Raw genomic sequence first — 20,710 nt, forward strand, 5'->3', positions numbered from 1 at the left:
CCTCCGACGCTCCGGAAGCCCTCGCCGATCACGACCGGCCGACGCGGCGACCGGAGCGTCCGTCCCCGTCGGCCCCGACCCCAACGACTCCCTTCCCCCCGAGGTACGTACGTCATGACGCAGCCGCCCCAGCCACCCAACGAACCGCCCCAGGGCGGAACCGGCGCCCCGCAGAACCCGCCGCAGGGCGGTTTCGGCGCACCGCAGGATCCCCCGCAGGGTGGCTTCGGTGCACCCCAGGACCCGCCGCAGGGCGGTTTCGGCGCCCCGACGCCGCCGCCCGCCGACGCCGCTCCGCCCGCGGGCGGGCCCCACGGCGGAACCGGTGCCCCGCAGAACCCCCCGCAGGGCGGTTTCGGTGCCCCGCAGAGCCCGCAGCAGCAGCCGGGCCCCGGTTACGGCTACCCGGCCGGCCAGCCCACCCAGCCGGGATACGGCTACCCGCAGGGCGGCGCGCCCCAGCCCGGTTACGGCTACCCGCAGGGGCTGCCGCCCGGTCAGCCCCCGCAGCAGGGCTACGGCTTCCCGCCCGGCCGGCCGCCGCAGCAGGGCTACGGCTACCCGACCACTCCCATGCAGCACCCGCCGCAGCAGAACGGCGACGGGGGCGGGCGCAAGAAGTTCAGCACCCAGATGCAGATCATCGTCGCGGCGTCGGTCGCCGTGGTGCTGATCGTCGTCGCCGGTATCTGGTACGGCTCCAGCGGCGGTGACGACGACAAGAAGGACCAGGCGTCCCGGTCCAGCGGCGGCACCGGCGGCAAGGAGGACGGCACGGGCGGCACCCTCGGAGGCGGCGGCAAGGAGAAGGCGCCGACGGACCCCAAGGCCGCGGTCGCCTTCCAGGCGCCGCTGCCCAAGGTCACCGACGTCACCAAGCTCAACGGCTCCTGGCTGACCGACAAGGCGTACGTGAAGACCGGTCTGAACGAGATCGTCGGCTACGACCGGGTCAAGGGCACCAAGCTGTGGTCCATCCCGCTGGCGGGTCAGCTCTGCGCCGCCTCCCGGCACATGTCCGCGGACTACAAGACGGCCGTCGTCTTCGAGGAGGGCAGGCCGACCAAGGACAAGAAGTACCCGCCGTGCAACCAGATAGGCGGGCTCGACCTGAAGACCGGCAAGCTCATGTGGAGCAAGTCGGTGACCGCCGAGACCAGCGGTGACGCTGCGGTCAGGTTCGCGGAGGTCACGGTCAGCGGCACCACGGTCGCCGCGGGCGGCCTGGAGGGCGGCGCCGCCTTCGACCTGAACACCGGCGCCGAGCGCTGGAAGCCGAAGGCGAGCGCCGACGGCTGCTCCGACCGCGGGTACGGCGGCGGCGAGGCGCTCGCGGTGGTCCGCAGCTGCGGCGGGTACGACGACCGGCAGCTCGTCGTCCAGGCGCTGAACCCGACCACCGGCGCCCCGATCTCCTCGTTCAAGATGCCGCCCGGCGTCGACTACGCGAGCATCGTCTCCACCAAGCCGCTGGTCGTCGCGGCCGACGTCGGCGACACCGCCGGGGACGGCAGCGGCATCTCGGATTTCTTCTCGATCGACGCCTCCACCGGCAAGCTGCTCACCAGGATCGCGGCCGACGGCGACAAGTACGCCGCGCGCTGCGCCTCCACCCAGGTCGAGTCCTGCGGCAAGGTGGCCGTCGGCAACAACCGCATCTACGTGCCGACCGAGGACCACGAGGGCACCAGCGACTACGGCGACACCAACGAGATCGTCTCGTTCGACCTCACCACCGGCAAGCCGACCGGCGACCGGGCCGACGCGGGCGAGCGGTACACGATGTTCCCGCTCCGCATGGACGGCGGCAACATCATCGCGTACAAGCTGCCCCCGTACGACAAGGGCGGCCAGATCGTCTCCATCGACGGCGGAACGTTCAAGCAGACGCTGCTGATGGAGAACCCGAGCGACAAGGCCATCCGTGACGTGGAGAGGAGCTTCACGCCGGACTACTCCGAGATGCTCTACGAGGACGGGCATCTGTACCTGTCCGGCACTCTCGTGAGCAAGCCGCACGGCTCCCTGGACACGGACCGGCGCCTGTTCGTCGGTTTCAGCCGGAAGTAACCGCCGGGCGCGGTTCGCGGGGGTGGTGTCCGTCCGTCGGACACCACCCCCGTACGCGTTTTGGGGCCCGCGTCGCCGAGTGTCGTCGCCCCAGCCGCCGCCCGTCCTCGGCGGCGGGCGATTGTAGCAGCGCCCGTTGGACATGACGAGGCGTCAACTGGTCGTGAGGGCAACGAGATCAGTCATCCGTGTCCTTTGGCCGATAAGGCGTCCGCGGTGCCGGACGAGCGTGTACCTTGCCGGGTCATGGTGGGCCGGGGGGTCTGGCGCCAGTGCTACGGGGGTGTGCTCGATGGGTGTGCGGCTCATGGTGATCGACGATCACCGACTGCTCGCCGAGGCGCTCGCCTCGGCGTTGAAACTGAGGGGCCACCGGGTGCTCGCGGCGGTCGCGCCGACCGCGGGGGCGGCGGAACTGGTGATCAGCCGGGTGCCCGAGGTCTGCCTGTTCGGCACCGCGGAACCCGCCGAACCCGGCGTCTTCGACCCGGTCGTACGCATCCGGCGGGAACGCCCGCAGGTGGCCGTGGTGGTGCTCGGCCCGGTGCCCAGCCCGCGCGGGATCGCGGCGGCGTTCGCGGCGGGCGCCGCGGGATACGTCCGTCACGACGAGCGCATGGAGGGCGTCGAGCGCGCGATGACCAAGGCGCGCGCCGGGGAGGCCGCGGTGGCGCCGCAACTGCTGCAATGCGCCTTCGCCGAGCTGCTCGACCCGGCCGCCGCACCGGACGACGAGGGGCAGCGGCTGCTCCGGATGCTCACCCCGCGCGAGGTCGAGGTGCTGGTGCGGGTCGCCGAGGGCGAGGACACCCGGCTGATCGCGGAGGGGATGCGCATCGCGTCCAGCACCGCGCGCACGCATGTGCAGCGGGTGCTGATGAAGCTGGGCGTCGGCTCCCGGCTGGAGGCCGCGGCGCTCGCGGCCCGCACGGGGCTGCTGGACCGGGCCGCTACGGTCCCGGGGCAGGGACGGCCGGAAGCCGGCTGACGCTCCCGGGCCCGGGCCCTGGCCCGGCCCCGGACCCGCTGCCGGTCCTCTCCGCCCGTTCCCGTTCCCGTCCGGAGGGGCCGGGCCCGTAACCCGCTGAGGCGCATTCGTACGCACTCCTTCCCGGCCGCGCACCCCGCCTGCGCGGCACCCCTTCACGCCCTCCGCCCACACCTCGGCCCCCGTGCCGCACCTCCGATGCCGCCGTTGACGTCAATGTTGACTTGTGATTCATTATGTTTGATTGTGTTTGGAGGAGTCTGGTGAAGAAGACGGTCACGACGCTCGCCGACGGCCGGGAGCTGCTCTACTACGACAGCCACGACGACGTCGTGCGCGACGCCGTCGACCAGCGGCCCCTCGGCGCCGTGTCGACCTCGTCCGAGATCCGCCGGGACCCGCTCCTCGGCGACAGCGTCGCCATCGCCTCGCACCGGCAGGGCCGCATCTACCACCCGCCGGCCGACGAGTGCCCGCTCTGCCCCTCGCGCGACGGCCGGCGCAGCGAGATCCCCGAGGCGGACTACGAGGTCGCCGTCTTCGAGAACCGCTTCCCCTCGCTCGCCGGTGACTCCGGCCGCTGCGAGGTCGTCTGCTTCACCTCCGACCACGACGCGTCGTTCGCCGACCTCACCGAGGAGCAGGCCGCCCTGGTCCTGGCGGCCTGGACCGACCGCACCGCCGAGTTCGCCCGGCTTCCCCAGGTCCGGCAGGTGTTCTGCTTCGAGAACCGGGGCGCCGAGATCGGTGTCACGCTCGGCCATCCGCACGGGCAGATCTACGGGTACCCGTTCGTCACCCCCCGCACCGAGCTGATGCTCCGCTCGGCGGCCACCCACCGCGCCACGACCGGCCGCAACCTCTTCGACGACGTGGTGGACCGCGAGGAGGCCGACGGCTCGCGGGTCGTCATCCCCGGTGAACACTGGATCGCCTTCGTGCCGTACGCGGCCCACTGGCCGTACGAGGTGCACCTCTACCCCCGCCGCCGCGTCCCCGACCTGCGGGAGCTGGACGACGCCGCGCGCGCCGAGTTCCCGCAGATCTATCTGGAACTCCTGCGACGGTTCGACCGGATCTTCGGCCCCGGCGAGCCGCCGACCCCGTACATCTCGGCCTGGCACCAGGCCCCGTTCGAGGCACCCGGCAGGGAGGACTTCGGGCTGCATCTGGAGCTTTTCACCATCCGACGTACCTCCGGCAAGCTGAAGTTCCTCGCGGGTTCCGAATCCGGCATGAACGTGTTCATCAACGATGTGCCGCCGGAGGCCGCGGCCCAGCGACTGCGAGAGGTAGCGAGCGAGTGAGCAAGCCCCAGAAGAAGTACCTGGTCACGGGCGGTGCGGGATATGTCGGCAGCGTGGTCGCCCAGCATCTGCTGGAGGCCGGTCACGCGGTCACCGTTCTCGACGACCTGTCCACCGGGTTCCGGGAGGGCGTCCCGGACGGGGCCGAGTTCATCGAGGGCCGGATCCAGGACGCCGCGAAGTGGCTGGATCCCTCCTACGACGGGGTGCTGCACTTCGCCGCCTTCTCGCAGGTCGGCGAGTCCGTCACCAACCCGGAGAAGTACTGGGTGAACAACGTCGGCGGTTCCGTCGCGCTGCTCGCCGCGATGCGGGACGCCGGGGTTCGGACCCTGGTCTTCTCCTCCACGGCCGCGACCTACGGCGAACCCGCCACCACCCCCATCACCGAGTCCGACGCCACCGCCCCCACCAACCCCTACGGCGCCACCAAGCTCGCCGTCGACCACATGATCAGCGGCGAGGCGGCCGCGCACGGACTGGCGGCGGTCTCCCTGCGCTACTTCAACGTGGCGGGGGCGTACGGCGGTTGCGGCGAGCGGCACTGCCCCGAGACGCACCTCATCCCGCTCGTCCTCCAAGTCGCCCTCGGGCAGCGGGAGTCCATCGCCGTGTACGGCGACGACTACCCGACCCCCGACGGCACCTGCGTCCGCGACTACATCCACGTCGCCGACCTCGCCGAGGCGCATCTGCTGGCCCTGGACGCGGCCACCCCGGGCGAGCACCTGATCTGCAACCTCGGCAACGGCAACGGCTTCTCCGTGCGCGAGGTCATCGAGACCGTCCGCGAGGTCACCGGCCATCCCGTGCCCGAGACCGCGGGTCCACGCCGGGCCGGCGACCCCGCCGTGCTGGTCGCCTCCGCCACCACCGCCAGGGAACGGCTCGGCTGGACGCCGTCGCGTGCCGACCTGGCCGGGATCGTCGCCGACGCCTGGACGTTCGCCCGCCGAGAGGAACCCACCGCACCATGACCGCGCAGCACCCCCTGACCACCACTGTCGGCACCGCCCCCGCCCCCGCGGAGGACACCGACCCGGCCGCGGCCTTCACCGAGCTGTACGGGCGCGCCCCCGAGGGGATCTGGGCGGCGCCCGGCCGGGTCAACCTGATCGGCGAGTACACCGACTTCAACGACGGTTTCGTCATGCCGCTCGCCCTGCCGCACACCGCGCGCGCCGCGGTCGCCCGCCGCACCGACGGCGAACTGCGGCTCCATTCGGCCGACGTGCCGGACGGGGTCGTGAGCCTCCGGGTCGACGAACTCGCCCCGCACCAGGGGCACGGCTGGGCCGCGTACCCGGCCGGAGTCGTCTGGGCGCTGCGCGAGGCCGGCCACCCGGTCACCGGGGCGGACATCCACCTCACCTCCACCGTGCCCACCGGCGCCGGTCTCTCCTCCTCCGCCGCCCTGGAGGTCGTCACCGCGTTCGCCCTGAACGACCTCTTCGGGCTCGGGCTCTCCGCCCCCGAGCTGGCGGTCCTCGGGCAGCGAGCCGAGAACGACTTCGTCGGCGTGCCGTGCGGGATCATGGACCAGATGGCCTCCGCCTGCTGCACCGACGGCCACGCCCTGTACCTCGACACCCGTGACCTCACCCAGCGCCAGGTCCCCTTCGACCTGGCCGCGCACGGGCTGCGGCTGCTGGTCGTCGACACCCGGGTCAAGCACGCGCTGGGCGACGGCGCGTACGCCGAGCGGCGGGCCGCCTGCGAGGCGGGGGCCGCCGCGCTCGGCCTGCGCACCCTGCGCGAGCTGCCGTACGAGGGTCTCGGAGCGGCCCTGGAGACCCTGGCCGGGGCGGGCGTGGACGAGTCGGTGGTGCGCTGCGTGCGCCATGTGGTGAGCGACAACCACCGTGTGGAGCAGGTCATCGCGCTGCTCGACGCGGGCGACGTGCGCGCGACGGGCCCGGTCCTCGACGCGGGGCACGCCTCGCTCCGCGACGATCTGCGGGTCTCCTGCCCGGAGCTGGACCTGGTGGTGTCGGCGGCGGGCGCGGCCGGGGCCCACGGCGCGCGGATGACCGGCGGCGGCTTCGGCGGCTCGGCGATCGTCCTGGTGGACGAGGCGTCGGCGGACAAGGTCGCCGAGTCCCTGACGGCGGCGTTCGCCGCGGCGGGACACACGGAGCCGAGGATCTTCCCGGCGGTGCCCTCCGTGGGCGCCCGCCGCCTCGCCTGAGCCCACCCCCCGTCCGCGTACGGACGCGAACCGTCGCGCACGGTCCGAACCCCGAGTGCGGACCACGAACCGTCATGTACGGGCCACGAACCGCCCGCGGAGGAACCCTCACCGCCCACGGACCGACCGGCATCGGCCAACGACCGACCGGTGCCGGTCAGTTCTGGGAATCGCCCTCGGTGCCGGTCGCCCCGCCGTACCCTGATGCACAGCACCGGTGGGGGCCGGTGCCGATTCAGGGGTACGAGACAGTCGGGTACGGCGCCCGGGGCGGGTGGCAGTCGACAGCACGGCGGCGGCCGTGGGACTGCGGTCCAACTCCCCGGTCCGGGCGGCCGTACCCGCGTCGTTGCGTTCCTTCGGCGGGCCGGGGGTGGCCCGGCAACAGAGGCAGCATGGGGGTGCCTGTGGCCCGTATCCGGGTTCTCGTGGTGGACGACCACCGTATTTTCGCCGAATCACTGGCGGCCGCGCTGGCGGCCGAGCCCGACGTGGAGGTGTCGGCGGCGGGCAGCGGCCCGGCGGCGCTGCGCTGCCTGGAGCGGGCGGCCGCCGACGGGCGCGGCTACGACGTGATGCTGATCGACGCCGAACTGGGCGCCCTGGCGACGGTGGGCGGGCGCCGCGCACCCGCGCCCGACCCGGCGCCGCGCGCCGGGGAGACCGCGCCGGTGGACGGGATCTCGCTGGTCGCGGGCGTCCACTCCGCCCGGCCGTCGGTGCGCACGGTGGTGCTCGCCGAGAAGGACGACCCGCACCGGGCCGCCCTGGCGCTCCAGGCCGGGGCATCCGGCTGGGTCGCCAAGGACTGCTCGCTGCAGCGGCTGCTCACGGTCGTACGAGGGGTGCTGCGCGACGAGACGCACCTGCCCCCGGCCCTGCTCACCGGCGTCCTGCGGGAGCTGACCGCGGCCCGCAGACATCGCACCGAGAGCGAGCGGCTCGTCGAGTCGCTGACCCCGCGCGAGCGCGAGGTGCTGCGCTGCATGGTGGCGGGACTGGGCCGCAAGGCGGTCGCGGAGCGCCTCTTCCTCTCGCCGCACACGGTGCGCACCCACATGCAGAACGTCCTGGGGAAGCTGGACGTGCACTCCACCCTGGCCGCGGTCGCGCTGGCGCGACGGGCGGGCATCGGCCCGGTCGACCTGGAACCGGACGACCCCGCCCTCACCGGGAACGTCCTATCCGGGAATGTTGTCGAACGGGGCGGTCAACTGGCGTAGCAGCCCGGCCAGTTCGGCGCACTCGCGGGTGGAGAGCCTGGCGAGGATGGCGCGTTCCTGGGCGAGCAGCCCGGCCAGCGACTGATCCGCCTTGTCGCGTCCCTCGGCGGTGAGCCGGACGAGCACGCCCCGGCGGTCGTTCGGGTCCGGCAGCCGTTCCACGAGGTTCTTCTTGGCCAGCCGGTCGATGCGGTTGGTCATCGTGCCCGAGGTGACCAGGGTCTGCGTCAGCAACTGGCCGGGGGAGAGCTGATAGGGGGCGCCCGCGCGGCGCAGCGACGTCAGCACGTCGAACTCCCACGGCTCCAGGCCGTGCTCGGAGAACGCGATGCGGCGGGCCCGGTCCAGATGACGGGCCAGTCGGGAGACGCGGCTCAGTACCTCAAGCGGTTCCACGTCGAGGTCGGGGCGCTCGCGGCGCCATGCAGCGACCAGTCGGTCGACCTCGTCCTCCATACCGCTCAGTGTAGAGGATCTGTCGACGTGAAGTCTCTTGAACTCAAGTATCTCGAATTCAAGTATCTTGACATCGAGTTAAATCTGGCGCGATGCTGGTCCCATGACCGCACCCGTCTGGGATCCGCAGCAGTACCTGCGCCACGCCGACCACCGCACCCGCCCCTTCCACGACCTCCTGGCCCGCGTCCCCGACCCGCCGACAGCCCCCGCACCCCGCGTCGCCGACCTCGGCTGCGGCGCCGGGAACGTCACCGTCCTCCTCGCCGACCGCTGGCCCGGGGCCCGCATCACCGGCTACGACAACTCCCCGCAGATGCTGGAACGGGCCCGGACCCACGCCGGACCCCTCCTGGACTTCACCGAGGCCGACGCCGCGACCTGGGCCCCCGCCGAGCCGTACGACCTGATCGTCTCCAACGCCCTGCTCCAGTGGGTCCCCGGCCACGCCGCCCGCTTCCCCGTCTGGCTGGACGCCCTCACCCCCGGCGGCACGCTCGCCCTCCAGGTCCCCGGCAACTTCGACCAGCCCACCCACGTCCTGATGCGGGAACTCGCCGACTCCCCGCGCTGGCGCGACCGCCTCGGCGGCGTACTGCGCCACACCGACGCGGTGCTCACCCCCGCCGCCTACCTCGACGCCCTGACCGTCCCCGGCGTCACGGCCGACGTCTGGGAGACCACCTACCTGCATCTGCTGCCCGGCGAGGACCCGGTGCTCGACTGGGTGAAGGGCACCGGCCTGCGCCCCGTCCTCACCGCCCTCGCCGACGACCCCGAGGCCCGTGAGGAGTTCCTCACCGCCTACCGCGACCTGCTGCGCACCGCCTATCCGGCGGGCCCGCACGGCACGGTCCTCCCGTTCCGCCGCGTCTTCGCCGTGGCCCACAAGGAGACCCGGAGCAGGACCCGGACCGACCGCCGCCCCGCGACCCCCGAGGAGAAGTGATGATCGCCGCCCTCGACCATGTCCAGCTGGCCGCCCCGGCAGGATCCGAGGACACGCTGCGCGCGTACTACGCGGACGCCCTCGGCATGACCGAGATCCCCAAGCCCCCGGCCCTCGCCGCCCGCGGCGGCTGCTGGTTCCAGGCGGGCCCGGTCCAGCTCCACATCGGCGTCGAACAGGACTTCCGCCCGGCGAGGAAGGCCCACCCCGGCCTGCGCGTCACGGACATCGAGGCGTACGCGGCCCGGCTGAAGGAGCACGGCGCGGAAGTGGGCTGGGACGACGAGCTGCCCGGCCACCGGCGCTTCTTCAGCCACGACCCGGTGGGCAACCGGCTGGAGTTCCTGGAGCCGACAGGACCCGCCGGGCGATGAACGGGAGGCGGCGGGAGCGCCGCAGCTCCCTCGGCGCCTTTGGCATGACGTCGATCCGGTGCGTCGCGGCCGACGAACGACCGCGGCGCACCGGGCGGCCGGGCCCGCCGGCCGCCCGGTGTCAGCTCTTGCGGTGTCCTACCAGCCGAGGTTTCGACTCCAGGTTCTCCAGCCCGTGCCAGGCCAGGTTCACCAGATGGGCCGCGACCTCCGCCTTCTTCGGCCTGCGGGCGTTGACCCACCACTGGCCGGTCAGGGCCACCATGCCGACCAGCGCCTGCGCGTACAGCGGGGCCAGCTTCGGATCGAAGCCGCGGGCCTTGAACTCCAGGCCCAGGATGTCCTCCACCTGAGTGGCGATGTCACTGATCAGGGACGCGAACGTGCCCGTCGACTGGGCGACGGGGGAGTCCCGGACCAGGATGCGGAAACCGTCCGTGTACGTCTCGATGTAGTCGAGCAGCGCGAACGCCGCCTGCTCCAGCAGTTCACGCGGGTGCCCCGCCGTCAGCGCGCCCGTCACCATGTCGAGGAGGCGGCGCATCTCGCGGTCGACCACCACCGCGTACAGCCCCTCCTTGCCGCCGAAGTGCTCGTACACCACCGGCTTCGAGACACCCGCACGGGCCGCGATCTCCTCCACGGAGGTGCCCTCGAAACCCTTGTCGGCGAACAGGGTGCGACCGATGTCCAACAGTTGTTCGCGGCGTTCCTTGCCGGTCATCCTGACCCGGCGGGCCCGCCGGGTCAAGGCAGGACGGATGTTCTCGCTGCTGGTGCTGGAGTCGGTGGCCACGTCGTCAATCATGCCGCGTCGCCGCACGCGGGGTCGCGGCGGGACTCGATACGCCGGGACGCGATCCGGGACGCGTTCGGCCAGCGCACGTCCGACGCCCACCCCAGCTTCTCGAACCAGCGGATCAGCCGGGCACTCGAATCGATCTGCCCCCGCTCCACGCCGTGCCGCGCGCACGTCGGATCCGCGTGGTGCAGGTTGTGCCACGACTCGCCGCACGACAGCACCGCCAGCCACCACACGTTCCCCGACCGGTCACGGGACCTGAACGGGCGCTTGCCGACCGCATGGCAGATCGAGTTGATCGACCACGTGACATGGTGCAGCAGGGCCACCCGCACGAGCGATCCCCAGAAGAAGGCGGTCGCCGCGCCCCACCACGACATCGTCACCAGACCCCCCACCAGCGGCGGAACCGCCAGCGACACGGCCGTGAAGGTCACGAAGTGGCGGGAGATCCCGCGGATCGCCGGATCCTTGATCAGATCGGGGGCGTACTTCTGCTGCGGCGTCTGCTCCTCGTCGAACATCCAGCCGATGTGCGCCCACCACAGCCCCTTCAGCAGGGCCGGCAGCGTCTCGCCGTACCGCCACGGCGAATGCGGATCGCCCTCCGCGTCCGAGAAACGGTGATGCTTGCGGTGATCCGCCACCCACCGCACCAGCGGCCCCTCCACCGCCAGCGAACCCGCCACCGCCAGCGCGATGCGCAACGGACGCCTCGCCCTGAACGAACCATGCGTGAAATAGCGGTGGAAACCGATCGTGATGCCGTGGCAGCCGATGAAATACATCACCACCAGCAGACCCAGGTCCAGCCAGCTCACCCCCCGGCCCCAGGCCAACGGCACCGCCGCCGCCAGCGCCAGGAACGGCACCACGATGAACAGCAGAAGCGTGATCTGCTCGATCGACCGTTTGCTGTCCCCGCCCAGCGTGGCGGACGGAAGGGCCTGATCAACGGCCGACGATGGCTCGGTGTCGTCGATCACAGCGGGGCTGGTGTTCATGGGGGGTCCCCTGGGGATGAGGAGTACGACGGACAGTCCCGGCTACGGTTCCGTAACCTACGGTTACGTAAGTATGGCAGCGCGGAGACCCGCCGCACGAGAGCGCGACGACCGTCCGGGTGGGGAAAACCCGAACGGGCCGCCAGCCATGCCGACGGCATGGACACCTATCCTGGTGGAGTCGGACAGCGCGGTCCGCACTCTGCTTTCCGGGGTGGCCCCAGCACCGCTGCCGGCCGCGGCCCCGGAGACCCCGTGCCCGCGCGACTCCCGCCGCCACCCTCGTGCGGGAGCCGCAACGCGACGCACCTCCTCATTCACTGCAAGGAGCCGCACACTGTGAGCAGTGCCGACCAGACCCACGCCGCCAGCCCCGAGCTGCGCGCCGACATCCGCCGCCTCGGCGACCTGCTGGGCGAGACCCTCGTACGCCAGGAAGGCCAGGAGCTCCTCGACCTCGTCGAGCGAGTGCGCGCCCTGACCCGCACCGACGGAGAGGCCGCCGCCGAACTCCTCGGCGACACCGGCCTGGAGACCGCCGCGCGCCTCGTCCGCGCCTTCTCCACCTACTTCCACCTCGCCAACGTCACCGAACAGGTCCACCGCGCCCGCGAGATGCGCGACCGGCGCGCCGCCGAGGGCGGAGTCCTCGCCCGCACCGCCGACCGCCTCAAGGACGCAGACCCGCAGCACCTGCGCGAGACCGTCAAGCACCTCAACGTGCGGCCCGTCTTCACCGCCCACCCCACCGAGGCCGCCCGGCGCTCCGTCCTCAACAAGCTCCGCCGCATCGCCGAGCTCCTCGAAACCCCCGTCATCGACGCCGACCGGCGCCGCCAGGACCTCCGCCTCGCCGAGAACATCGACCTCATCTGGCAGACCGACGAACTCCGCGTCGTCCGTCCCGAGCCCGCCGACGAGGCCCGCAACGCCATCTACTACCTCGACGAACTCCACATGGGCGCCGTCGGCGACGTACTGGAGGACCTCGCCGCCGAACTCGAACGCGTCGGCGTCGAACTGCCCGCCGGCACCCGCCCCCTCACCTTCGGCACCTGGATCGGCGGCGACCGCGACGGCAACCCCAACGTCACCCCCGACGTCACCCGCGAAGTCCTGATCCTCCAGCACGAACACGGCATCACCGACGCCCTCGAACTCGTCGACCACCTGCGCGCCCAGCTCTCCAACTCCATCCGCTACACCGGCGCCACCGACGAGCTCCTCACCTCCCTCCAGGCCGACCTCGAACACCTCCCCGAGATCAGCCCCCGCTACAAGCGGCTCAACGCCGAGGAGCCCTACCGGCTCAAGGCCACCTGCATCCGCCAGAAGCTCGTCAACACCCGCGAACGCCTCGCCGGCGGCACACCCCACCGCCCCGGCTGCGACTACCTCGGCACCGCCGACCTCCTCGCCGACCTCGAACTCATCCAGACCTCCCTGCGCGAACACCGCGGCGGCCTCTTCGCCGACGGCCGCATGGACCGCACCATCCGCACCCTCGCCGCCTTCGGCCTCCAGCTCGCCACCATGGACGTCCGCGAACACGCAGACGCCCACCACCACGCCCTCGGCCAGCTCTTCGACCGGCTCGGCGAGGAATCCTGGCGCTACGCCGACATGCCCCGCGACTACCGGCAGAAGCTCCTCGCCAAGGAACTCCGCTCCCGCCGCCCCCTCGCCCCCACCCCCGCACCGCTCGACGCGGCCGGACAGAAGACCCTCGGCGTCTTCCACACCATCAAGGAAGCCTTCGAACGCTTCGGCCCCGAAGTCATCGAGTCCTACATCATCTCGATGTGCCAGGGCGCCGACGACGTCTTCGCCGCCGCCGTCCTCGCCCGCGAGGCCGGCCTCGTCGACCTCCACGCCGGCTGGGCCAGGATCGGCATCGTCCCCCTCCTGGAGACCACCGACGAACTCCGCGCCGCCGACGTCATCCTCGACGACATGCTCGCCGACCCCTCCTACCGACGCCTCGTCTCGCTCCGCGGCGACGTCCAGGAGGTCATGCTCGGCTACTCCGACTCCTCCAAGTTCGGCGGCATCACCACCTCCCAGTGGGAGATCCACCGCGCCCAGCGCCGGCTGCGCGACGTCGCCCACCGCTACGGCGTACGCCTGCGCCTCTTCCACGGCCGCGGCGGCACCGTCGGCCGCGGCGGTGGCCCCTCCCACGACGCGATCCTCGCCCAGCCCTGGGGCACCCTCGAAGGCGAGATCAAGGTGACCGAACAGGGCGAGGTCATCTCCGACAAGTACCTCATCCCGGCCCTCGCCCGCGAGAACCTCGAACTGACCGTCGCCGCCACCCTGCAGGCATCCGCCCTGCACACCGCGCCCCGCCAGTCCGACGAGGCCCTCGCCCGCTGGGACGCGGCCATGGACACCGTCTCCGACGCCGCCCACGACGCCTACCGCAGGCTCGTCGAGGACCCCGACCTCCCCGCCTACTTCTTCGCCTCCACCCCCGTCGACCAGCTCGCCGAACTCCACCTCGGCTCACGCCCCTCCCGACGCCCCGACTCGGGCGCCGGACTCGACGGACTCCGCGCCATCCCCTGGGTCTTCGGCTGGACCCAGTCCCGCCAGATCGTCCCCGGCTGGTACGGCGTCGGCTCCGGCCTCAAGGCCCTGCGCGAAGCCGGACTCGACACCGTCCTCGACGAGATGCACGAGAACTGGCACTTCTTCCGCAACTTCATCTCCAACGTCGAGATGACCCTCGCCAAGACCGACCTGCGCATCGCCCGCCACTACGTCGACACCCTCGTCCCCGACGAGCTCAAGCACGTCTTCACCGCCATCGAGGCCGAACACGCCCTCACCGTCCAGGAAGTCCTCAAGGTCACCGGCGCCACCGAACTCCTCGGCACCAGCCCGGTCCTCCAGCAGACCTTCGCCATCCGCGACGCCTACCTCGACCCCATCTCCTACCTCCAGGTCTCCCTCCTGGCCCGCCAGCGCGAAGCGGCCGCACGCGGCGAGGACCCCGACCCGCTGCTCGCCCGCGCCCTGCTCCTCACCGTCAACGGAGTCGCCGCCGGCCTGCGCAACACCGGCTGACCCCACACCCCGCACCCGGGCCCACGGGGGCGGTTCCGCCAGGGCGACATGACCGCGCGCCACGCCGTCGACATCGCGGCATGGAACTACTGCCGCTCCCGGCAACGTTTGGAAAGGATCAGCCACTTCATGGCGTTCACCCGTGCCACCGGGAAGCATCGTGCCCCCGGCCGACTGACGCGCGGCAGCGCGAGGATCGCCGGCGTCGCGGCGCTGGCCACCACCGGCGTCATCGGAGGCGCCGCATCCCCGGCCCTCGCCNCTCCCTCCTGGCCCGCCAGCGCGAAGCGGCCGCACGCGGCGAGGACCCCGACCCGCTGCTCGCCCGCGCCCTGCTCCTCACCGTCAACGGAGTCGCCGCCGGCCTGCGCAACACCGGCTGACCCCACACCCCGCACCCGGGCCCACGGGGGCGGTTCCGCCAGGGCGACATGACCGCGCGCCACGCCGTCGACATCGCGGCATGGAACTACTGCCGCTCCCGGCAACGTTTGCCCCGTCGCACCGTCCGGCACGCACGCTCGCGGCGTTGGCCGAAAGCCCACGTAGCCCGCTACGAGGGCTTTCGGCCGCCTTGCGATCGCACGCACCGGACGCCGCTCCTTCCGGGCAAACCTTGCCGGTCACGGCACTACAACGCGAAGAACACCGCCGCCAGCAGAACCGCCCCCGCGATCCCCGTACCCCACGCGATCCGGGACAGCCGCATACCGCCCCCGATCACCAACGCGGCCAGCACCAGCGCACCCCCCAACGGCACCCACGCGTGCAGAAAACCCGCCACCCCCGCACGCACCACATCATCCGTACCCGGCCGCACCACCACCGGGAAACGATCACCACGCCGCGCCCCGACCGACTTCTCGACCGTCACCCGGGACCGCGCGACCGCCTGCCCCGACGGCGTGAACGGCCCCGTGCACACATCCGCACCACAGCCCGTCACCGTCATCGTCCCGTGCTCACGGCCCTTGCCCAGAACGATGTGGTGCGCCGAATCCCACGAGGACCGCACCCCCGCGACGAGCAGCAACAGAACGACACAGCCCATGGCGGCGGTACGGGCATGGACCACGGCGCGGTGGGAGGAGCTCCGCTTCATGGGCAGCGATCCTTGGACAGAGCGGCACGCCCGGTCAACTCGCGCCCGAAAAACACGGCTTACCGCCAGGAATGTCAGCAGTTGCGCACCACCGCGGCCGTCGTCCGGGACGCGCACATCAGGTCCGGACGTGAGACACGGGCGTCGGGCGCGCACGCCGGATGCGGGCTTCAGGTGCGGCGGGCCGGATAGCGGGCTTCGGGTGCGGCGGGCCGGGACCGTCAGGAGTTGTACGCGCTCTGCGCCCGCTCCAGCCCCTCCGCCAGCAGACACTCCACCGCGTCCGCCGCCCGGTCCACGAGATACGCCAGCTCCTTGCGCTCCGCCGACGAGAAGTCCTTCAGCACGAAGTCCGCGACCTGCATCCGCCCCGGCGGCCGTCCGATCCCGAACCGCACCCGGTGATACCCCGCGCCCATCGACTTCGTCATCGACTTCAGCCCGTTGTGCCCGTTGTCGCCGCCCCCCAGCTTCAGCCGCAGCGTCCCGTAGTCGATGTCCAGCTCGTCGTGAACCGCCACGACCCGGTCCACCGGCACCTTGTAGAAGTCGCACAGCGCCGTGACCGGGCCACCGGACAGATTCATGTACGACATCGGCTTCGCCAGCACCACCCGCCGGCTCGAAGGCCCCGGCGGACCCATACGGCCCTCGACCACCTGCGCCTGCGCCTTCTGCGCCCGCTTGAACTTCCCGCCGATCCGCTCGGCGAGCAGGTCGACGACCATGAAACCCACGTTGTGCCGGTTCGCCGCGTAATCGGGACCGGGATTGCCCAGGCCCACGATGAGCCAGGGGGCGGTGGCGTCGGACATCTGCGCTCGGTCTCCTCGCATACGGAACGGCCCCGGGCCCCGGAAGACCCGGACGGCCCGATCGACAGGGATTCAACAGGGAAACGGGGCGGCGGGTCCCGGACACGGGAACCGCCGCCCCGTCAGTGAAGGTCGGCGAAGCTCGCGGACGAGGCTCAGGCCCCGGCGCCCTCACCCTCGGCACCCTCGGCGGCCGGCTCCTCGGCCTGCGCGGCGAGGACCTGGAGCACGGTGGCCTCCGGGTCGTCCACCAGCGCGGAGCCCTCGGGCAGCGGGATGTCCTTGGCGAGCACCGACGCACCGGCGTCCAGACCCTGGATCGAGACCGTGACGGACTCGGGGATGTGGGTGGCCTCGGCCTGGATGCGCAGGGTGTTCATCACGTACTCCAGCAGGTTGCTGCCCGGAGCCAGGTCGCCCTCGACCTGCACCGCGACCTCGACGTCGACCTTCTCGCCGCGCTTGACCGTCAGCAGGTCGACGTGCTCCAGGAAGCCCTTCAGCGGGTCGCGCTGCACGGCCTTCGGGATGACCAGGGCGCTCTTGCCCTCGATGTCCAGACCGATCAGGACGTTGGCCGTCTTGAGCGCCATCATCAGGGCGTGGCCCGGCAGCGTGACGTGGACCGGCTCGGCACCGTGACCGTAGATGACCCCGGGAACCAGGCCGTCGCGACGGGCGCGACGGGCGGCACCCTTGCCGAACTCGGTACGGACCTGGGCGGCGAGCTTGACCTCAGCCATGACTGCACTCCTCGTGAGGTGACGGAAAACGAACGGTCACCCGGCCCACGACAGGCCTGCTACGAAGAGCGCGTCGATAACGGACCGCCGTACACATGAGTACGGCCTCCCTCGCCGAGCAACTCGCTGAGTCTACCCGGCGCGGAGGCCGCACCCCAAAGTGGATCTTCCGGACCGTATGCCGGCCGGTGGCTACTGCTCCTCGAAGAGGCTGGTGACCGAACCGTCCTCGAACACCTCGCGCACCGCGCGCGCGATCGTCGGCGCGATCGACAGCACCGTGATCTTGTCCAGCTCCAGCTCGCCCGGCGTCGGCAGCGTGTCCGTGAAGACGAACTCGCTGACCTTCGAGTTCTTCAGCCGGTCCGCGGCCGGACCCGACAGCACACCGTGCGTCGCGGTCACTATCACGTCCTCGGCACCGTGCGCGAAGAGCGCGTCGGCGGCGGCACAGATCGTGCCACCGGTGTCGATCATGTCGTCCACCAGGACACAGACCCGGCCCTTGACGTTGCCGACCACCTCGTGGACCGTCACCTGGTTGGCGACGTCCTTGTCACGGCGCTTGTGCACGATGGCGAGCGGCGCGTCCAGCCGGTCGCACCAGCGGTCCGCGACCCGCACCCGGCCCGCGTCCGGCGAGACCACCGTCAGCTTCGTACGGTCCACCTTCGCCCCGACGTAGTCCGCCAGGATCGGCAGCGCGAACAGGTGGTCCACCGGACCGTCGAAGAAGCCCTGGATCTGGTCCGTGTGCAGATCCACCGTGAGGATCCGGTCCGCACCCGCCGCCTTCATCAGATCGGCCACCAGACGCGCCGAGATCGGCTCGCGACCGCGGTGCTTCTTGTCCTGCCGGGCGTAACCGTAGAACGGCACGATCACCGTGATGGACCGGGCCGACGCGCGCTTCAGCGCGTCCAGCATGATCAGCTGCTCCATGATCCACTTGTTGATCGGAGCGGTGTGGCTCTGGATCAGGAAACAGTCGGCGCCGCGCGCGGACTCCTGGAAGCGGACGTAGATCTCACCGTTGGCGAAATCGAACGCCTTCGTCGGCACGAGACCGACACCCAGTTGGTGCGCGACCTCCTCGGCCAGCTCGGGGTGGGCGCGGCCGGAGAAGAGCATCAGTTTCTTCTCGCCGGTCGTCTTGATCCCGGTCACAGCACAGTCTCCTCAGACATGTTCCTGGCACCGCGCACGTGTCCCAATGTGCGACGAGCCAGCCGAAATGGGGTGAGCACCTATCACGGTACGCCGTGCACGGCGTGCCTGTTTCCGGTCAGCTTTCGCTGTCGTGCCCCGCGGCGGCCGACTGAGCCGCCTGCGCGGCGGTGCTCCCCGGACGCTTGCGAGCCACCCAACCCTCGATATTCCTTTGCTGGCCACGGGCGACGGCCAGCGAGCCGGGCGGTACGTCCTTGGTGATGACCGAGCCGGCGGCGGTGTAAACGCCGTCCCCCACCGTGACGGGAGCCACAAACATATTGTCCGAACCGGTACGGCAGTGGGAGCCGATCGTGGTGTGGTGCTTGGCCACACCGTCGTAGTTCACGAACACGCTCGCGGCACCGATGTTGGTGTGGTCGCCGATCGTCGCGTCACCGACATAGCTCAGATGCGGGACCTTGGTGCCCTCGCCGATCGTCGCGTTCTTCATCTCCACGTACGTGCCGGCCTTGGACCGCGTCCCGAGCCTGGTGCCCGGCCGCAGGTAGGCGTACGGGCCCACGGTCGCGCCCTCGCCGACCTCGGCCCCGTCGGAGACCGTGTTGTCCACGCGCGCGCCCACGCCCACGCGGGTGTCCTTGAGCCGGGAGTTCGGCCCGACCTCGGCGTCCTCGGCGAGGTGCGTGGTGCCGAGCAGCTGGGTGCCCGGGTGCACGATCACGTCCTGCTCGTACGTGACGGTGACGTCGATCAGCGTGGACGCGGGGTCGACGACGGTCACACCGGCCGACATCGCCCGCTCCAGCAGCCGCTGGTTCAGCAGCCGCCGGGCCTCGGCCAGCTGCACCCGGTTGTTGATGCCGAGGATCTCGCGGTGGTCGCCGGCGACGCAGGCGCCGACCCGGTGACCGGCCTCGCGCAGGATGGACAGCACGTCGGTGAGGTACTCCTCGCCCTGGCTGTTGTCCGTGCGGACCTTGCCGAGCGCGTCCGCGAGCAGCCGGCCGTCGAACGCGAAGACCCCGGAGTTGATCTCCCGGATCGCCCGCTGGGCCTCGCTCGCGTCCTTGTGCTCGACGATCTCGGTGACCGCGCCGGTGGCCGGGTCGCGGACGATGCGCCCGTAACCGGTGGAGTCGGGGACCTCGGCGGTCAGCACGGTGACGGCGTTGGCGTCGGCCGTGTGCGTGGCCGAGAGCGCGGCGAGCGTCTCACCGGACAGCAGCGGCGTGTCGCCGCAGACGACGATCACGGTGCCCTCGACGGTCCCGCCGAGCTCGTCGAGCCCGACGCGCACGGCGTTGCCGGTGCCCCGCTGCTCGGCCTGGTGGGCGGTGCGCAGTCGGTCGTCGACGGCGGTGAGGTGTGCGGTGACCCGCTCGCTCTCGTGGCCGACGACCACGACGAGGTGGGCCGGGTCCAGTTCGCGGGCGGCGGCGACGACGTGTCCGACGAGCGAACGCCCGGCGATCTCGTGCAGGACCTTGGGTGTCTTCGACTTCATGCGGGTGCCCTCACCCGCTGCGAGGACGACGACGGCTGCCGGGCGTTCGGAGCTCACAAAAATGCCCTTCGGCTTCGGGTGGTGGACATCCGAAGGATACCGGGGGGCCTGTGGGGGCTCGGTGGGTGGACGGGCGGGTGGTACGCGTGCGGACATGCGTACGGGCCCCGACCTGGTGGTCGGGGCCCGTGTCGTGGCTCCCGGGGAAGGAATCGAACCCTCATTCAATGGACCAAAACCATTTGTCCTGCCATTAGACGACCCGGGATAGTTCGTCCGCTATGCCCGAATTTCATGATCGGGCGTCGAGGCAGCTCCTACTATGCCGTACCACCAGCCCTCGATGCGACGGTACAGGTCGACGCTTTTCAGGACTCGTACGACGAGACAGCCCCGATAGGCCGGACCCGTGTTCTTCCGGTTGGTCCTGGGGGAGTGCTTCTTGAGGGACGTTTTACCGAATGCCGAGGCGTCGGCGCCCGTCAGGGCCTGCCAGAACTGCTCCGCCGCCGGGACGTCGGCCGTCTCGTGGATGTGCACGTGGAACCGGAGGTGATCCGGCCGCACGCCCAACAGGCGAAGCCAGGCGAGGAACACCTCGATCATGTGGGGGTCGCTGTTGACGAAGGTGACTCGCTCCTGTGGGCGGTGCGGCTTGGCCTTGGAGCCCTCCGCCCAGTAGAGCCCCACGCCGAGCAGGAAGAGTTCGCGTGGGCTCAGCGTCCCGATTTCCTCCGTCGCCGCCTGTTTGGTTCGTTGTCGTTCCGCCTCGCGCCGCTTGAGAGTCGCTTCAGGATGTCGTTGTTGCCCACGAAGAGCCGGTCGCGGATCTGGCGGCGGCTCAGCCCCTGGCGGCGAAGGGCCACGGCCTGGGCGCGCAGGCCTTCGAAGTCGGCGTACTTGCTCGTGATTTCCGTCATGCGCCGAGCGTCGTCCGGAATGC

At 71.3% G+C, this 20,710-nt stretch carries 17 protein-coding genes, 1 tRNA gene and 3 pseudogenes; 11 read left to right on the forward strand and 10 right to left on the reverse strand.

The annotated features are described in order from the left end of the window. The first annotated feature begins 114 nt into the window (after positions 1-114). The 6 genes from AMK22_RS29460 (at position 115) to AMK22_RS29485 (ending at position 7,776) form a co-directional block, all read left to right on the forward strand. A complete protein-coding gene (locus AMK22_RS29460; protein WP_073790008.1) occupies positions 115-2,070 on the forward strand; it encodes an outer membrane protein assembly factor BamB family protein in 1,956 nt (651 codons plus the stop codon). Positions 2,071-2,362: 292 nt separating this feature from the next. Next, complete coding sequence (locus tag AMK22_RS29465) at positions 2,363-3,058, forward strand: helix-turn-helix transcriptional regulator (protein ID WP_073790010.1); 696 nt, start codon at positions 2,363-2,365, stop codon at positions 3,056-3,058. Positions 3,059-3,321: 263 nt separating this feature from the next. Then, on the forward strand, positions 3,322-4,365 hold the full coding sequence (gene galT / locus AMK22_RS29470) for a galactose-1-phosphate uridylyltransferase (RefSeq protein ID WP_073790012.1): 1,044 nt from the start codon (positions 3,322-3,324) through the stop codon (positions 4,363-4,365). Continuing rightward, a complete protein-coding gene (gene galE / locus AMK22_RS29475; RefSeq protein ID WP_073790013.1) occupies positions 4,362-5,342 on the forward strand; it encodes a UDP-glucose 4-epimerase GalE in 981 nt (326 codons plus the stop codon). The genes galT and galE overlap by 4 nt, the downstream gene beginning before the upstream one ends. Further along, complete coding sequence (galK, locus tag AMK22_RS29480) at positions 5,339-6,553, forward strand: galactokinase (RefSeq protein ID WP_073790015.1); 1,215 nt, start codon at positions 5,339-5,341, stop codon at positions 6,551-6,553. The genes galE and galK overlap by 4 nt, the downstream gene beginning before the upstream one ends. Before the next feature lie 395 nt (positions 6,554-6,948). Beyond that, the gene (locus tag AMK22_RS29485) at positions 6,949-7,776 is read left to right on the forward strand and encodes a response regulator transcription factor (RefSeq protein ID WP_073790017.1); all 828 of its coding nucleotides are present in this window, start codon (positions 6,949-6,951) and stop codon (positions 7,774-7,776) included. Here the strand turns inward: AMK22_RS29485 and AMK22_RS29490 are convergent. Next, positions 7,735-8,232: a MarR family winged helix-turn-helix transcriptional regulator gene (locus tag AMK22_RS29490; protein ID WP_073790018.1), complete on the reverse strand. Its 498-nt coding sequence runs from the start codon at positions 8,230-8,232 to the stop codon at positions 7,735-7,737. The genes AMK22_RS29485 and AMK22_RS29490 overlap by 42 nt on opposite strands. Before the next feature lie 103 nt (positions 8,233-8,335). Here AMK22_RS29490 and AMK22_RS29495 point away from each other — a divergent pair, with 103 nt between their 5' ends. Next, entirely contained in the window at positions 8,336-9,181 is an 846-nt protein-coding gene (locus AMK22_RS29495) for a trans-aconitate 2-methyltransferase (protein WP_073790020.1), read from the forward strand. Beyond that, positions 9,181-9,555, forward strand: coding sequence for a VOC family protein (locus tag AMK22_RS29500; RefSeq protein ID WP_073790022.1), 375 nt, complete (start codon positions 9,181-9,183; stop codon positions 9,553-9,555). Before AMK22_RS29495 ends, AMK22_RS29500 begins: the two co-directional genes overlap by 1 nt. A 121-nt stretch (positions 9,556-9,676) precedes the next feature. Here the strand turns inward: AMK22_RS29500 and AMK22_RS29505 are convergent, their stop codons facing one another. Further along, complete coding sequence (locus AMK22_RS29505) at positions 9,677-10,363, reverse strand: TetR/AcrR family transcriptional regulator (protein ID WP_073790124.1); 687 nt, start codon at positions 10,361-10,363, stop codon at positions 9,677-9,679. Continuing rightward, positions 10,360-11,361 (reverse strand): acyl-CoA desaturase, encoded by a 1,002-nt coding sequence (locus tag AMK22_RS29510; RefSeq protein WP_073790024.1) that lies wholly within the window; start codon positions 11,359-11,361, stop codon positions 10,360-10,362. The genes AMK22_RS29505 and AMK22_RS29510 overlap by 4 nt, the downstream gene beginning before the upstream one ends. 339 nt (positions 11,362-11,700) lie before the next feature. Between AMK22_RS29510 and ppc the strand changes: the two genes are divergently transcribed. The 3 genes and pseudogenes from ppc to AMK22_RS42435 form a co-directional block, all read left to right on the forward strand. Continuing rightward, positions 11,701-14,430 (forward strand): phosphoenolpyruvate carboxylase, encoded by a 2,730-nt coding sequence (gene ppc / locus AMK22_RS29515; protein WP_073790026.1) that lies wholly within the window; start codon positions 11,701-11,703, stop codon positions 14,428-14,430. Positions 14,431-14,478: 48 nt separating this feature from the next. Beyond that, positions 14,479-14,691, forward strand: a pseudogene (locus tag AMK22_RS41220) (hypothetical protein); the annotation flags it as partial. A gap of 1 nt (position 14,692) precedes the next feature. After that, positions 14,693-14,813: pseudogene (locus AMK22_RS42435) on the forward strand (phosphoenolpyruvate carboxylase); the annotation flags it as partial. 248 nt (positions 14,814-15,061) lie between these two features. On the opposite strand, the gene AMK22_RS29525 reads toward AMK22_RS42435, so the two are convergent. The 7 genes and pseudogenes from AMK22_RS29525 to AMK22_RS29555 all read right to left on the reverse strand — a co-directional run bounded on the left by AMK22_RS29525 (position 15,062) and on the right by AMK22_RS29555 (position 20,687). Beyond that, positions 15,062-15,532: a hypothetical protein gene (locus AMK22_RS29525; RefSeq protein ID WP_073790029.1), complete on the reverse strand. Its 471-nt coding sequence runs from the start codon at positions 15,530-15,532 to the stop codon at positions 15,062-15,064. 221 nt (positions 15,533-15,753) lie between these two features. After that, complete coding sequence (gene pth, locus AMK22_RS29530; RefSeq protein ID WP_073790031.1) at positions 15,754-16,347, reverse strand: aminoacyl-tRNA hydrolase; 594 nt, start codon at positions 16,345-16,347, stop codon at positions 15,754-15,756. Positions 16,348-16,502: 155 nt separating this feature from the next. After that, positions 16,503-17,090, reverse strand: a complete 588-nt coding sequence (locus AMK22_RS29535; RefSeq protein ID WP_073790032.1) for a 50S ribosomal protein L25/general stress protein Ctc — start codon at positions 17,088-17,090, stop codon at positions 16,503-16,505. A gap of 192 nt (positions 17,091-17,282) precedes the next feature. After that, the gene (locus AMK22_RS29540; protein ID WP_073790034.1) at positions 17,283-18,257 is read right to left on the reverse strand and encodes a ribose-phosphate diphosphokinase; all 975 of its coding nucleotides are present in this window, start codon (positions 18,255-18,257) and stop codon (positions 17,283-17,285) included. A gap of 118 nt (positions 18,258-18,375) precedes the next feature. After that, entirely contained in the window at positions 18,376-19,824 is a 1,449-nt protein-coding gene (gene glmU / locus AMK22_RS29545; protein ID WP_073790036.1) for a bifunctional UDP-N-acetylglucosamine diphosphorylase/glucosamine-1-phosphate N-acetyltransferase GlmU, read from the reverse strand. A gap of 137 nt (positions 19,825-19,961) precedes the next feature. Beyond that, positions 19,962-20,035: transfer RNA gene (locus tag AMK22_RS29550), tRNA-Gln, on the reverse strand. 11 nt (positions 20,036-20,046) lie between these two features. Continuing rightward, positions 20,047-20,687 (reverse strand): annotated as a pseudogene (locus tag AMK22_RS29555) (hypothetical protein). Positions 20,688-20,710: the final 23 nt, after the last annotated feature.

The organism is Streptomyces sp. CB01580, from assembly GCF_001905795.1.
Classification (GTDB): Bacteria; Actinomycetota; Actinomycetes; order Streptomycetales; family Streptomycetaceae; genus Streptomyces.

Coding starts and splice junctions, on each gene's coding strand:
- pth (WP_073790031.1), bottom strand. CDS start 16,347: ATGTCCGACGCCACCGCCCCCTGGCTCATCGTGGGCCTGGGCAATCCC.
- AMK22_RS29525 (WP_073790029.1), bottom strand. CDS start 15,532: ATGAAGCGGAGCTCCTCCCACCGCGCCGTGGTCCATGCCCGTACCGCC.
- AMK22_RS29465 (WP_073790010.1), top strand. CDS start 2,363: ATGGGTGTGCGGCTCATGGTGATCGACGATCACCGACTGCTCGCCGAG.
- AMK22_RS29505 (WP_073790124.1), bottom strand. CDS start 10,363: ATGATTGACGACGTGGCCACCGACTCCAGCACCAGCAGCGAGAACATC.
- AMK22_RS29485 (WP_073790017.1), top strand. CDS start 6,949: ATGGGGGTGCCTGTGGCCCGTATCCGGGTTCTCGTGGTGGACGACCAC.
- AMK22_RS29500 (WP_073790022.1), top strand. CDS start 9,181: ATGATCGCCGCCCTCGACCATGTCCAGCTGGCCGCCCCGGCAGGATCC.
- AMK22_RS29495 (WP_073790020.1), top strand. CDS start 8,336: ATGACCGCACCCGTCTGGGATCCGCAGCAGTACCTGCGCCACGCCGAC.
- AMK22_RS29510 (WP_073790024.1), bottom strand. CDS start 11,361: ATGAACACCAGCCCCGCTGTGATCGACGACACCGAGCCATCGTCGGCC.
- AMK22_RS29535 (WP_073790032.1), bottom strand. CDS start 17,090: ATGGCTGAGGTCAAGCTCGCCGCCCAGGTCCGTACCGAGTTCGGCAAG.
- galK (WP_073790015.1), top strand. CDS start 5,339: ATGACCGCGCAGCACCCCCTGACCACCACTGTCGGCACCGCCCCCGCC.
- AMK22_RS29490 (WP_073790018.1), bottom strand. CDS start 8,232: ATGGAGGACGAGGTCGACCGACTGGTCGCTGCATGGCGCCGCGAGCGC.
- AMK22_RS29460 (WP_073790008.1), top strand. CDS start 115: ATGACGCAGCCGCCCCAGCCACCCAACGAACCGCCCCAGGGCGGAACC.